This window comes from Pseudomonas sp. No.117 (assembly GCF_054558395.1).
The window spans coordinates 366,042-379,560 of the sequence record NZ_BAAJNP010000005.1 but is presented as its reverse complement, the minus strand read 5'-3'; the positions used below and the strand labels follow the sequence as shown (position 1 = coordinate 379,560).

Annotated in this window: 12 protein-coding genes; 3 read left to right on the top strand and 9 right to left on the bottom strand. The window is 66.0% G+C overall.

Annotated elements, in window-relative coordinates; genetic code table 11:
* Window positions 1-309: 309 nt before the first annotated feature.
* Window positions 310-1,452 (top strand): GNAT family N-acetyltransferase, encoded by a 1,143-nt coding sequence (locus ACYJP6_RS14560; protein WP_459475717.1) that lies wholly within the window; start codon window positions 310-312, stop codon window positions 1,450-1,452.
* Window positions 1,446-1,775: a YnfA family protein gene (locus tag ACYJP6_RS14555; protein WP_459475716.1), complete on the top strand. Its 330-nt coding sequence runs from the start codon at window positions 1,446-1,448 to the stop codon at window positions 1,773-1,775. The genes ACYJP6_RS14560 and ACYJP6_RS14555 overlap by 7 nt, the downstream gene beginning before the upstream one ends.
* A 13-nt stretch (window positions 1,776-1,788) precedes the next feature.
* Here the strand turns inward: ACYJP6_RS14555 and ACYJP6_RS14550 are convergent, their stop codons facing one another.
* The 4 genes from ACYJP6_RS14550 to ACYJP6_RS14535 are packed head-to-tail and all read right to left on the bottom strand — an operon-like array spanning window position 1,789 to window position 6,780.
* Window positions 1,789-2,016: a YheU family protein gene (locus tag ACYJP6_RS14550; RefSeq protein ID WP_145005867.1), complete on the bottom strand. Its 228-nt coding sequence runs from the start codon at window positions 2,014-2,016 to the stop codon at window positions 1,789-1,791.
* Window positions 2,017-2,070: 54 nt separating this feature from the next.
* Window positions 2,071-3,258, bottom strand: a complete 1,188-nt coding sequence (locus ACYJP6_RS14545) for an osmoprotectant NAGGN system M42 family peptidase (RefSeq protein ID WP_459475715.1) — start codon at window positions 3,256-3,258, stop codon at window positions 2,071-2,073.
* Complete coding sequence (gene ngg / locus ACYJP6_RS14540) at window positions 3,255-4,994, bottom strand: N-acetylglutaminylglutamine synthetase (protein ID WP_459475714.1); 1,740 nt, start codon at window positions 4,992-4,994, stop codon at window positions 3,255-3,257. The genes ACYJP6_RS14545 and ngg overlap by 4 nt, the downstream gene beginning before the upstream one ends.
* A 13-nt stretch (window positions 4,995-5,007) precedes the next feature.
* On the bottom strand, window positions 5,008-6,780 hold the full coding sequence (locus tag ACYJP6_RS14535; RefSeq protein ID WP_459475713.1) for an N-acetylglutaminylglutamine amidotransferase: 1,773 nt from the start codon (window positions 6,778-6,780) through the stop codon (window positions 5,008-5,010).
* A gap of 399 nt (window positions 6,781-7,179) precedes the next feature.
* Here ACYJP6_RS14535 and ACYJP6_RS14530 point away from each other — a divergent pair, with 399 nt between their 5' ends.
* Complete coding sequence (locus ACYJP6_RS14530) at window positions 7,180-7,440, top strand: type B 50S ribosomal protein L31 (protein ID WP_145005879.1); 261 nt, start codon at window positions 7,180-7,182, stop codon at window positions 7,438-7,440.
* A gap of 12 nt (window positions 7,441-7,452) precedes the next feature.
* Here the strand turns inward: ACYJP6_RS14530 and metR are convergent, their stop codons facing one another.
* The 5 genes from metR to ACYJP6_RS14505 form a co-directional block, all read right to left on the bottom strand.
* A complete protein-coding gene (gene metR / locus ACYJP6_RS14525) occupies window positions 7,453-8,370 on the bottom strand; it encodes a transcriptional regulator MetR (protein ID WP_459475712.1) in 918 nt (305 codons plus the stop codon).
* Between the two features lie 126 nt (window positions 8,371-8,496).
* Window positions 8,497-10,026, bottom strand: a complete 1,530-nt coding sequence (glpD, locus tag ACYJP6_RS14520; protein ID WP_459475710.1) for a glycerol-3-phosphate dehydrogenase — start codon at window positions 10,024-10,026, stop codon at window positions 8,497-8,499.
* Between the two features lie 157 nt (window positions 10,027-10,183).
* Complete coding sequence (locus tag ACYJP6_RS14515; RefSeq protein WP_459475708.1) at window positions 10,184-10,948, bottom strand: DeoR/GlpR family DNA-binding transcription regulator; 765 nt, start codon at window positions 10,946-10,948, stop codon at window positions 10,184-10,186.
* A 117-nt stretch (window positions 10,949-11,065) separates the two neighbouring features.
* Window positions 11,066-12,574, bottom strand: a complete 1,509-nt coding sequence (gene glpK, locus ACYJP6_RS14510) for a glycerol kinase GlpK (RefSeq protein WP_459475707.1) — start codon at window positions 12,572-12,574, stop codon at window positions 11,066-11,068.
* Between the two features lie 30 nt (window positions 12,575-12,604).
* A complete protein-coding gene (locus ACYJP6_RS14505) occupies window positions 12,605-13,474 on the bottom strand; it encodes an MIP/aquaporin family protein (protein WP_459475706.1) in 870 nt (289 codons plus the stop codon).
* Window positions 13,475-13,519 lie beyond the last annotated feature (45 nt).

Below are 13,519 nucleotides of genomic sequence, written 5' to 3'. Positions count from 1 at the left end.
CGGCATGAATCGGTGGTAGACCTGTACCGAGTCCAGCGCCTGTCGGAAAATCGCCGAGCCGAGGTCGGGCGAGGCGCGACGACCCAGGGGAGTTGCAGCCACAGGGTGGCTCGAAGGCGAGCGCCGGCGAGTCGAAGCGGCGGGGAAGGGAAAGCGGACTCGCGCTCGACCACGCTCGCGTGCGAACGTGCGAAGGGTCATGAGCGCTCCGAGGGAGTCACCCAGGTCGAACTGGCGACTTTGCGGGTCTTGACGCCGTATGGCCGAACGCAGGCTCTTTTCAGACACAGCCAAGCAAAGGGGAGCGGGATGATCGTCGAGTATCTCTACAGCCTGGCCCAGGTACCTGCGGCGCAATGGAACGCCTTGCTGGCGGACGACCAGCCCTTCCTGCGCCATGAATTCCTCGCCACCCTGGAAGACAGTGGCAGCCTCGGCAAGGGTACCGGCTGGCAGCCGGCGCATCAGATCCTCAAGGATGCCCAGGGTCTATTGCTGGCGGCCATGCCGGCCTATCTCAAGATGCACTCCTATGGCGAATACGTCTTCGACTGGGCCTGGGCCGATGCCTGTCGCCGTGCCGGCATCGACTACTACCCCAAGCTGCTGGCCGCCGTTCCCTTTTCACCAGTGCAGGGCGCGCGCCTGCTGGGCGATCCGAGTGCTTGTGCGACCCTGCTCGATGCCACCACCGGCAGCCTGGCCGGTCTGGAGCTCTCCAGCCTGCACGTCAACTTCACCGACCCCAAGGCCGATGCCCTGCTGCAGGACCGCGATGGCTGGCTGGCCAGGATCGGCTGCCAGTTCCATTGGCACAACCGCGGCTATCGCGATTACGGGGACTTCCTCGCCGCCCTGACCTCGCGCAAACGCAAGCAACTACGCAAGGAGCGTGACCAGGTCGCCGGGCTCGGGGTGAGCTTCGAGTGGCGCCAGGGCGGCGAGCTGAGCGAGGCGGAGTGGGACTTCGTCTATGCCTGCTACGCCAACACCTACGAGGTCCGGGGCCAGGATCCCTATCTGACGCGGGCTTTCTTCAGCCTGCTGGCCGAACGACTGCCCGAAGCCATTCGAGTGGTGCTGGTTCGCCAGGGCGGTCGGCCGGTGGCCATGGCCTTCTACCTGAGGGACGGCGATACCCTCTACGGCCGCTATTGGGGCTGCCTGCAGGAATTCGACCAGCTGCATTTCGAGACCTGTTTCTACCAGGGCATCGAATACGCCATCGCCGAGGGGCTGCAGCGCTTCGATGCCGGGGCCCAGGGCGAACACAAGCTGATTCGCGGCTTCGAGCCGACGCTGACGCACTCCTGGCATTACCTGGTGCATCCGGGATTGCGGGCGGCCGTCGCGGACTTTCTCGCGCAGGAGCGGGCCGGGGTCCAGGCCTATGCACGCCAGGCCGCGGAGGCCTTGCCCTATCGCCAGGACGACGGCGTGGCGCCGTGCTGAACTACCTATGGTTCCTGTTGGCGGCACTGTTCGAGATCGCCGGCTGCTACGCCTTCTGGCTGTGGCTGCGGCTGGATCGCAGCCCCTGGTGGATCGCGCCCGGGTTGGCCAGCCTGGTGCTCTTCGCCCTGCTGTTGACCCGCATCGAGGCGGCCTATGCCGGACGCGCCTATGCCGCCTACGGCGGCATCTATGTGGTCGCCTCTCTGGGCTGGCTGGCGTTGGTGGAGCGTACCCGGCCGACCTGGACGGACCTGGCCGGTGGCCTGCTCTGCGTGGTGGGGGCACTGGTGATCCTGCTGGCGCCTCGGGGCAGCGCCTAGCCGGGCTGGCGCTTCAGTCCAGCAGTTCGGGCGGGACGTCGCGGCGCAGCACCAGCTGGCACAGCGCGCTGTCCGGATCGAAGAGAATCACCGCCTCGCCGGTTTCCAGCGCGCGCCGGGCCCGCTGGGTGCGGGTCGCCAGGGGCGTCTCGTCGCCATTGTCGGTGCCGTCGCGGGTGACGAAGTCCTCGAGCAGGTTGTCCAGGGTGGCGGCGGCGAGTTGGTCGTGGGGGATGATCATGGCGGGGTGCTCGGGAAAAAGCGCCCAGGATACCCCAGGCGCAGGAGTCGGCCCTTACTTGTTGCCGTCGCCGACCACCTCCTCGAGCGGCGGCAGCTGCGTCTGGTTGTCCAGGTGAGTGTCCTCGGGCAGCAGCTGGTGACCGAAACGCTCCAGGGAGCTGTCGGCGGGTTGGGCATCGCTGTCGAACACCGGCGGACTGAGGATGTAGCCGGTCAGCAACTGGCTGAGCGCCGCCAGGCTGACGATATGGGTGCGCTCGTAGCCATGGGTCGCATCGCAACCGAAGGCCAGCAGCGCGACCCGTACGTCCTGCCCGGAGCTGATCGCCGAATGGGCGTCGCTGTAGTAGTAGCGGAACAGGTCACGCCGTACCGGGATGTCGTTGTGCTGCGCCAACCGCAGCAGGTGCCGCGACAGGTGATAGTCGTAGGGACCCGCCGAGTCCTGCATGGCCACGCTGACGCGGTGCTCGTCGGATCTCTGCCCCGGGGCGACCGGGGCGATGTCGATGCCGACGAATTCGCTGACGTCCCAAGGCAGGGCGCCAGCCGCTCCCGAGCCGACCTCCTCGGTGATGGTGAACAGCGGATGGCAGTCGATCGGCGGCGTCTGGCCGCTTTCCTTGAGCATCTTCAGCGCGGTGAGCAGGGCGGCGACGCCGGCCTTGTCGTCCAGGTGACGGGAGCTGATGTAGCCGCTGTCGGTGAATTCGGGCAGCGGATCGAAGGCGACGAAGTCACCGATCTGCACGCCCAGTTGCTCCGTCTCGTGGCGACTCTTGGTCACCGCGTCGAGGCGCAGTTCGATGTGGTCCCAGCTCACCGGCATCTTGTCGATCTCGGTGTTGAAGGCATGCCCGGAGGCCAGCAAGGGCAGCACGCTGCCCCTCAGGGTGCCGTCATCGGTGAACAGGCTGACGCGGCTGCCCTCGGCGAAGCGGCTCGACCAATGGCCGACCGCCGCCAGGCCCAGGCGGCCGTTGTCCTTGATCTCCCGGACGATGGCGCCGATGGTGTCCAGGTGCGCGGAGACCGCGCGATCCGGGCTCTCCTTGTGGCCCTTGAGGGTGGCGCGAATGGTGCCGCGCCGAGTCAGCTCGAAGGGGATATCCAGTTCGTTCAGCCGTTCGGCCACGTACATGACGATGGTGTCGGTGAAACCCGTGGGGCTGGGGATCGCCAGCAGGTCCAGCAGGACCTTGCGCAGGTAGTCCAGATCCGGTTCGGGCAGTCGATTCATAGCGGAACCTCCCGGGAGAGCGGGAACAGCAGGTCGATGAAGCGTTCGGCGGTGGGGTGCGGCTCGTGATTGGCCAGGCCCGGCCGCTCGTTGGCTTCGATGATGACGTAGTCGGGTGCATCGGCGGCGGTGACCAGCAGGTCCATGCCGGTCACCGGGATGTCCAGCGCCCGGGCCGCCTGGATGGACGCCTCGGCCAGCGCCGGGTGCAGGCTGGCGGTCACGTCCTCGAGGATGCCGCCGGTATGCAGGTTGGCGGTTTTGCGTACCGCCAGCCGGGTACCGGTGGGCAGGATGCTGTCCCAGTCGTAGCCGGCGCTGCGGATGGCGCGTTCGGTTTCCTCGTCCAGTGGAATGCGCGACTCACCGCCAGTGGCCGCCTGGCGTCGGCGGCTCTGGGCCTCGATCAGGTCGCGGACGCTGTGCTGGCCATTGCCGACGATTTCCGCCGGCCGCCGGATGGCTGCGGCCACTACCTCGTGGCCGATGACCACCACCCGCAGGTCGAGTCCCTGGTGGAAGCTTTCCAGCAGGACGCGGTCGTCATACCGCCGAGCGGCCTGGATGGCCGCGGCGAGATGCTCGGCATCGCGGATATCCACGGCGACGCCCTTGCCTTGCTCGCCATTGACCGGCTTGACCACCAGGGCGCCATGTTTGTCCAGGAAGGCGGCATTGTCTTCGTCGCTACCCGCCAGGCACTGCTCCGGTACCCGTAGCCCGGCCCGGGCCAGGGTGCGGCTGGTCAGCACCTTGTCGGCGCAGAGGGTCATGGTCACCGCGGAGGTGAGGTCACTGAGGGATTCGCGGCAGCGAATACGGCGGTTGCCCTGGATCAGGGTGAAGAGACCGCCTTCGGCATCGTCCACCTGCACCTCGATACCGCGTCTCAGGGCTTCGTCGACGATGATCCGCGCATAGGGATTGAGGTCGGCAGCCGGACCGGGGCCGAGGAACAGCGTCTGGTTGATGCCGTTCTTGCACTTGATGGCGAAGGTCTGCAGCGGTCGGAAGCCCAGCTTGTCGTAGAGCCGCTTGGCCTGCTGGTTGTCATGCAGCACCGACAGATCCAGGTAGGCGAGGCCTCGGCTGGCGTAGTGTTCGACCAGATGGCGTACCAGCGCCTCGCCGACGCCAGGGCGGCTGCACTCGGGGGAGACCGCCAGGCACCAGAGCGAGGAGCCGCCATCGGGATCCTGGAAGGCCTTGACGTGGTTGAGCCCCATCACCGAGCCGATGATGGCGCCGCTGTCATCGTCTTCCGCCAGCCAGTACACCGGGCCGCCCTTGTGGCGGGGCGTCAGCCGTTCGGTGTCGACGGGCAGCATGTGACGTTGCTGGTAGAGGCGATTGATCTCGCTCCAGTCCTGTGCGGAACAGGCCCGGCGGATGCGGAAGCCGCGGTAGATCCGGCGCGCGGGGCGATAGTCGCTGAACCAGAGGCGCAGGGTATCCGAGGGGTCGAGGAACAGCTGCTGGGGCGCCTGGGCCAGTACCTGGTGGGGCGCGGCCACATAGAGGGCGATGTCGCGCTCGCCCGGCGTCTCGGCCAGCAACTCCTTGGCCAGGCTGGCGGGATCGGGATAGGTGTGGCCGACGAGCAGCCGGCCCCAGCCGCAGTGCAGGCACAGCGGCTCGGAGATGGGGTGGTCCCCCTCCGCCAGGCGGGCCTGCAGGCGTTCGTAGGAGGGCGTCTGGGCGCGCTGGAGGCGCTGATTGTAGCTGGTCGCTTTCATGCGTCTTGCGCCCTCACAGTCCGTGCTCGCTCAGCCAGAGGTTGAGCGCAGCCAGTTGCCAGAGCTTGGAACCACGCAGGGGCGTGATGCGATCGGCCGGATTGGTCAGCAGGCGGTCGATCTCGGCGGTCTCGAACAGGCCGCGATCCTGGCTGGGGTCCAGCAGCAGTTCGCGTACCCAGGTCAGGGTGTTGCCTTCCAGGTGCTTGAGGCCGGGTACCGGGAAATAGCCCTTGGGCCGGTCGATCACTTCGTGGGGAATGACCTTGCGCGCCGCCGCTTTCAACACCTGCTTGCCGCCGTCGCCCAGCTTGAATTCGGCCGGGATGCGCGCCGAGAGTTCGGCCAGGCGATAGTCGAGGAAGGGCACCCGGGCTTCCAGGCCCCAGGCCATGGTCATGTTGTCGACCCGCTTGACCGGGTCGTCCACCAGCATCACGGTGCTGTCCAGGCGCAGGGCCTTGTCGACCCCGGCGCTGGCACCCGGCTGGGCGAAGTGCTGGCGCACGAAGGCCTCGGCGGCATCTTCCTCAAGGCGCACGCCGGCCTGCACGGTGGCGGCGTACTGGGCGTAGTCGCGGTCGAAGAAGGCGGCGCGATAGGCGGCGAAGGGATCGGCAGCGCCATGCACCTGGGGATACCAGTGGTAGCCGGCGAAGAGTTCGTCCGCGCCTTGGCCGCTCTGTACCACCTTGCAGTGCTTGGAGACCTCGCGCGACAGCAGGTAGAAGGCGATGCAGTCGTGGCTCACCATCGGCTCGCTCATGGCGGAGAAGGCGCGCGGCAGCTGCTGGATGATCTCGTCTTCGGCGATGCGCAGCTGTTGGTGGCGGGTCCCGTAGTGATTGGCGATCAGATCGGAATACTGGAATTCGTCGCCGCGCTCGCCGCCGGCATCCTCGAAGCCGATGGAGAAGGTCAGCAGGTCCTTGACCCCCGAGTCGTGCAGCAGGCCGACCAGCAGACTGGAGTCGACGCCGCCGGACAGCAGCACCCCCACCTCACGCGCGGCGCGCTGGCGGATCGCCACGGCATCCTTCAGGCCATGCAGGACACGCTCGGCCCAGTCGTCCAGGGTGAAGCGGCGTTCGTCTTCCCGGGGGCCGTAGTCCAGGGTCCACCAGGTTTCCTGATGCCGATTACCGGAGGCGTCCACGGTCATCCAGGTCGCTGGCGGCAGCTTCTGCACGCCCTGCAGGATGGTCCGCGGCGCCGGGACCACGGCGTGGAAATTCAGGTAATGATTGAGGGCGACCGGATCGATGCGGGTATCGATGTCCCCGGCTTCCAGCAGCGCGGGCAGGCTGGAGGCAAATCTCAGGCGCTTGTCGGTGAACGACAGGTACAGCGGCTTGATGCCGAGGCGGTCACGGGCGATGAACAGCCGGCCCGTGTCGCGCTCCCAGATGGCAAAGGCGAACATGCCATTGAGCTTGGGCAGCATGGCCTTGCCCCAGGCGTGATAGGCCTTGAGCAGGATCTCGGTATCGCCGCCCGAGTGGAAGCGATAGCCCTTGGCTTCCAGTTCCTGGCGCAGTTCCGGGTAGTTGTAGATGGCGCCGTTGAACACCATGGACAGGCCCAGCTCCGGCTCGATCATGGGTTGGCCCGAGGCTTCCGCCAGATCCATGATCTTCAGCCGCCGATGGCCGAGGGCGACCGGACCCTGGCTGTGGAAGCCCCAGGCATCGGGTCCGCGCTGTTCCAGGCGGTGGGTGATGCGCTCCACCGCGCCGATGGCTGCGGGTTGTTGATCGAAACGAAGCTCGCCGGCGATGCCGCACATGGTTCTGTGCCTCTTGAGTCCTTGGGATGCGGCGCGGGGAGTTCACTCCTGAACCCAGCGTGCGCATCCAATGCGTGTGGACTTCTCGGGATCCTTGAAAAGCCAATGCAGGGCGCTGTGCGTGCAGGCTGGGGCTACGCCGGGCAGATCATCTGCAGGCAGCGCACACCCGGCCGCACGCATCGACCGGCGGCGGGTCTCATGGAGAGGAAGGGGACGCCTGCCGGTCAGGGCCTCAGGTTACGAGCCCCAAGCGCGGCGGATGGTTCCGTGGCGATGTCGCGGTCTGCCTCGGCCATCACAGGCAGGGCTGACGGATTGCGCTGTATATGTTATAATGTATCTTTATCGACTGCCCGCGGATGTCCCGCACGGTGGTCCCAAAGCAGGAGACGCCTCATGAAACCCGGTATCCATCCCAACTACCGTCCTGTGCTGTTCCATGACACCACCTCGGACACCTACTTCCTGATCCGCTCCACCGCCGAGAGCGATCGTACCCAGGAGTACGAAGGCGAGACCTACCCCTACATCAGCCTGGACGTGTCCAGCGCCTCCCACCCCATCTACACCGGTGAGCAGCGCCAGATGAAGGTCGAAGGTCGTGTCTCGAGCTTCAACAAGAGATTCGCCGGCTTCCCCGGCGGCAACAGCAAGTAGCGCTACCCGGGGTCAGCGTGCGCTGCTGACCCCTTCGAGCGTGGCGAACGAGGTGTCCTTGGCCGTCAGCAGGAAGTCCTGCATGAAGGGCGCCTCCAGCATGTCCTCGCGGATGGCTGCATAGAGCGTCGCGTAGAGGCCTTTTTCCCCCAGGCGACGAGCCGTGACGTAGCCGCGCGAGCTGTATTCGTGGATCGCCCAGTTGGGCAGGCAGCAGACGCCACGACCCGACGCCACCAGTTGCAGCATCATCACCGTCATCTCCGCCGTGCGAATCGACAACGGCTCGACATCGGCTGGGTCGAGGAAGCGGGTGAAGATGTCCAGGCGATCCCGTTCCACCGGATAGGTGATCTGGGTTTCCTGGGCCAGGTCCTGGGGCACGATGAAGGGCCGCTGCGCCAGGGGGTGCTGGTTGGCCACCGCCAGCAGCGCCTCATAGGTGAACAGCGGCACATAGGTGACCCCCGAAAGGTCCACCGGATCGGCCGTCACCACCAGGTCCAGATCGCCCCGCGCCAGCGCCGGCAGGGGGGCGAAGGAGAAGCCGGACGCCAGGTCCAGCTCCACCTCCGGCCAGGAGTCGCGAAATTGATCGATGGTCGGCATCAGCCACTGGAAGCAGCTGTGGCATTCGATGGCCATGTGCAGCCGTCCCGCCGTTCCCCCCACCAATCGCGCCAGGTCCCGTTCCGCGCTGCGCAGATGCGGCAATACCGCGTCCGCGGTCTGCAGCAGGCGCAGGCCGGCACTGGTGAAGCGAATGGGCTTGGTCTTGCGGATGAACAGCGGGGTGCCCAGGCGTTCCTCCAGTTCCTTGAACTGGTGGGAGAGGGCGGACTGGGTCAGGTGCAAGCGTTCTGCCGCTTCCACCAGGCTGGAAGATTCGCGTAGCGCGTGCAGGGTTTTCAGATGGCGAAGTTCGAACATGGCAAGGCACTGAAGACAAAGGCGCATCATGAAGGTATTTCATGATGCTGCCTATGCCCTTGGCAGGTCCCAGGCTCAACGAGCCTCCGCCAGGGCGGCGCGCGGCCAGCCCTGGCGACGTACGCCTCAGGCCGCGTCGCTGTCCTTGGCGGACGGTGCAGTCTCGGCCAGTGCCAGGTGCTGCTCCAGGGCGGCCCGTTCCGCGTCACTGAACACCAGGCCCAGCTTGGTCCGGCGCCAGAGCACGTCGTCGGCGCTGGTGACCCATTCATGGCGTTGCAGGTACTCGACTTCGCGAAGGTGCAGGTCGGCGCCGATTACCGGCCCCAGTTCCTCCACCGAGCGCGAGTCGCCCAGCAGTGTCCAGACCCGGCTGCCGTAGGTGGTGGCCCAGCGCTGTGCCAGGGCCGGGGTCAGGCCGCTGACCTTGTCCAGCAACTCACGGGTGAGCGCTTGCGGCGTGGTCATCTGTTCCCCACCGGGCAGCGGCGCGGTGGCGGTCCAGCTGCCGCCCAGGTTGGGGAAGAAGGGCTGCAGTTGTGCCATCGCCGACTCGGCGAGCTTGCGATAGGTGGTCAGCTTGCCACCGAAGACCGACAGCAGCGGCGCGCCTTGCTCCTCGGCCAGCGACAGGGTGTAGTCGCGGGTGATGGCCGAGGGGTTGTCCGATTCGTCGTCGCACAGCGGGCGGACGCCGGAAAAGCTGTGCAGTACGTCGGCGCGGCTGAGCTGCTTGCGGAAGTGGGCGTTGGCCACGCCCAGTACGTAGTCCATTTCCTGCTCGGTGATGGCCACCTTCGCCGGATCACCCTGGTACTCGCGATCCGTGGTCCCGACCATGGTGTACTGGCCCAGGTAGGGGATGGCGAAGACGATACGGCGGTCCTCGTTCTGCATGATGTAGGCCTGCTCGCCTTCGTACAGCTTGGGCACGATGACGTGGCTGCCCTGGATCAGGCGAATGCCGTAGGGCGATTTCTGCTGCAGGTCCTGGCGGATGAAGCTGGCGACCCAGGGGCCGGCGGCATTTACCAGTGCCTTGGCGCGAATCTGCCGGCGACCCTGAGGACCCTCGACCTCGACTTCCCACTGGCCTTCGACGCGGCGGGCGCTGATGCAACGGGTCCGGGTCACGATGTCGGCCCCCTTGTCCCGCGCCTGCATGGCGTTGAGCACCACCAGGCGGGCATCGTCCACCCAGCAATCGGAGTATTCGAAACCGCGCTTGATCTCCGCCTTCAGCGGGCCGTGGGCGTCGAATTTGAGGCCACGGGAACCCGGCAGCTTCTCGCGCTTGCCCAGGTGGTCATAGAGGAAGAGGCCGGCGCGGATCATCCAGGCCGGACGCAAGTGCGGACGGTGCGGCAGTACGAAGCGCATCGGCTTGACGATATGGGGCGCCTTGGCCAGCAGTACCTCGCGCTCCGCCAGGGCTTCGCGCACCAGGCGGAATTCGTGGTGCTCCAGGTAACGCAGGCCACCATGGATCAGCTTGCTGCTGGCGGAAGAGGTATGGCTGGCCAGGTCGTCGCGTTCACAGAGAAACACCGACAGTCCACGACCTGCGGCATCGGCCGCGATGCCGACGCCGTTGATGCCACCGCCGATGACGGCGAGATCGTAAGTCCGGGGAGTTGCAGTAGGTGCCTGGGCCATGATGCCTCCTGTGAAACGAACATAATTATTCGGTTTCGAACATGATAGCCCAGCAAAATGACAGGTTCTAGCCAGGTCTAGGGCTTAGGACCGCTAAAACGAAAAAAAACGAATATAGAAGAAGGCGAGGCGACGAATGGTCGTCGCCTCCGGGCAGTCAGCGCGGGCGCGCCACTTCCACCTTTACCTGCCATTCCTGCAGGCAGCGGGCGAAGGCGGGCGAGGGTTCCCGCTCGGTGAACAGTTGGTCGATCTGTTCGAGGCTGCCCAGGCGGATCATGGCGTTGCGGCCGAACTTGCTGGAGTCGGCGGCGAGGAACACCTGGCGGGCATTGTGGATGATCGCCTGGGAGACGCAGACTTCCTGATAGTCGAAGTCCAGCAGGGTGCCGTCCTCGTCGATGCCGCTGATGCCGACCACTGCATAGTCGACCTTGAACTGCTTGATGAAGTCGGCCGTCGCCTGGCCGACCACGCCGCCGTCGCTGCGCACCTTGCCGCTGGCGATGAGGACGTCGAAGTCGTCCTTGGCGCTGAGGATGTTGGCCACGTGCAGGTTGTTGGTGATGATCTTGAGGCTGCGATGCCCGAGCAGGGCATGGGCGATGGCTTCGGTGGTGGTGCCGATGTTGATGAACAGCGAGGCATGGTCGGGCACGGCGGCGGCCACGGCTTCGGCGATCAGGCGCTTTTCCTCGCGCATCTGCCCGGCTCTCATGCTGTATTCGGTGTTTTCCACGCTGGAGTCGTGGGCGGCGCCGCCGTGGTAGCGACGCAGCAGGCCGGCCTCGGCGAGCTGGTTGATGTCGCGGCGGATCGTCTGCGGGGTGACGGCGAAATGCTGGGCCAGCTCTTCGATACTGACGTAGCCGCGCTCGCGGACCAGTTCGAGAATCTGTTGTTGGCGAGGCGCCAGGCTCATTACGGCTTCCTTGAGGTGATCGACTACATTCACAGAGGATGCCGCAGGTGATGGATGGTGGAAAGCGCTTGTCGCGCAAAGCAAGACCGGCGTCGAGCGACGCCGGTCGTTTTGCCGTCAGTCGAGCGCCCAGCCGCGGGTGCGCTCCACGGCCTTCTTCCAGCCCTTGTAGAGGTGGTCGCGCTTGGCGTTGTCACAGGCCGGCTCGAACACCCGCTCTATGGTGCTCTTGCTGCGCAACTCGTCCAGGCTGCTCCAGAAACCGGTGGCGAGACCGGCCAGGTAGGCAGCGCCCAGGGCGGTGGTTTCCTTCATTTCTGGCCGCTCGACGCGGGTGCCAAGCACGTCCGACTGGAACTGCATGAGGAAATTATTGGCGGTGGCGCCGCCATCCACGCGCAGCGACTTCAAGGCTTCGCCGGCATCCTGCTGCATGGCGTCCAGCACATCACGGGTCTGGAAGGCGATGGACTCCAGGGTAGCGCGGATGATGTGGTCCACCTTGACGCCGCGGGTCAGGCCGAACAGGGCGCCGCGGGCGTAGGGATCCCAGTAGGGCGCGCCCAGGCCGGTGAAGGCCGGTACCAGGTAGACGCCGTTGCTGTCGGTCACCTTGGTGGCGAAGTACTCGGAGTCCAGGGAATCGTTGATCACCTTGAGTTCGTCGCGCAGCCACTGCACGGTGGAGCCACCGTTGAAGATGGCGCCTTCTAGGGCGTAGTTGACCTCGCCACGGGGACCGCAGGCGATGGTGGTCAGCAGGCCGTGCTGGGATTGCACCGCCTTCTCGCCGGTGTTCATCAGCAGGAAGCAACCGGTGCCGTAGGTGTTCTTGGCCTGGCCGGGCTCCACGCACATCTGGCCGAACAGGGCGGCTTGCTGGTCGCCAGCGATACCGGCGATGGGGATGCCGGTGGTCTGGCCGCTGCCCAGATGCGCCTGGCCATAGACCTCGGACGAGGACTTCACTTCCGGCAGCATCTCGCGGGGGATGTCCAGCACCTCGAGCAGGGTGGCGTCCCACTCGCGCTTGTGGATATCGAACAGCAGGGTGCGCGAGGCGTTGGTGTAGTCGGTGACATGGGCCTTGCCCTGGGTCATCTTCCAGATCAGCCAGGTGTCCACGGTGCCGAACAGCAGCTCGCCGCGCCGGGCGCGTTCACGGCTGCCCTCGACGTGGTCGAGGATCCACTTGATCTTGGTGCCCGAGAAGTAGGGATCGATCACCAGGCCGGTGGTCTTGCGAATGTGCTCTTCCATGCCATCGCGCTTGAGCTGGTCGCAGATCGCGGTGCTCTGGCGGCTCTGCCAGACGATGGCGTTGTAGATGGGGCGACCGGTGGTCTTGTCCCAGACGATGGCGGTTTCGCGCTGGTTGGTGATGCCGATGGCGGCGATCTGCTCGTTGGTGATGCTGGCCTGGGCCAGGGCCTCGACGAAGACGGCACTCTGGGTGGCCCAGATTTCCATCGGATCGTGTTCCACCCAGCCGGCCTGGGGATAGATCTGGGCGAATTCGCGCTGGGCGATGGTCACCACGTTGGCGTTGCGGTCGAGCACGATGGCCCGGGAGCTGGTGGTGCCCTGGTCGAGCGCGACGATGTACTGCTTGTTCTGGTCGGTCATGGTCGTATTCCTTATTGTGATTCGTGGCGATCAGGACGCTTTGGATGCCGAGGTGACCTCGGTACGAGCGGGTTCCTCGGCCTTGGCCGGTACGTCGCAGGCACCGGACAGGCCGGGCAGGTGGCGGCAGATCAGCGCCTTGTAGCCGGCGGCGCCCAGGCAGGCACCGACGATGGGGGCGACGATGGGCACCAGGAAGTAGGGGATGTCCCGGCCGCCGGTGAAGGCGATCTCGCCCCAGCCGGCGAAGAAGGTCATCAGCTTCGGCCCGAAATCCCGCGCCGGGTTCATGGCGAAGCCGGTCAGCGGGCCCATGGAGCCGCCGATCACGGCGATCAGCAGGCCGATCAGCAGGGGCGCGAGCGGGCCGCGGGGCAGGCCGTTGCCGTCGTCGGTGAGGGCCATGATCATGGCGAGCAGGATGGCAGTGATGACGGCTTCGACCAGGAAGGCCTGGCCGATGGACAGGGAGGGGTGGGCATAGGTGGAGAAGACCCCGGCCAGTTCCAGGCTGGCCTGGCTGCCACGGACGATATGGTGGGCTTGTTCGTAATCGAAAAACAGGCTGCTGTAGAGGCCGTAGACCAGAGCCGCACCGCAGAAGGCACCGGCCACCTGGGCGACGATGTAGGCCGGGACCCTGCGTCGCTCGAAGCCACCGAACAGCCACAGCGCGATGGTGACGGCCGGGCTCAGGTGCGCGCCGGAGACCCCGGCGGACAGGTAGACGGCCATGCTCACGCCGACGCCCCAGATGATACTGATCTCCCAGAGGCCAAGCGTGGCGCCGCCGACCTTCGCCGCCGCCACACAACCGGTACCGAAGAAGATGAGCAGGGCAGTGCCGAGGAACTCGGCGATACATTGACCGCGTAGGGTTGGAGCGAGAAGAGTACTCATGGGGAGCCTCGTGGTTGTTGTATTTATAGGTGGCCGTTGAGCCAT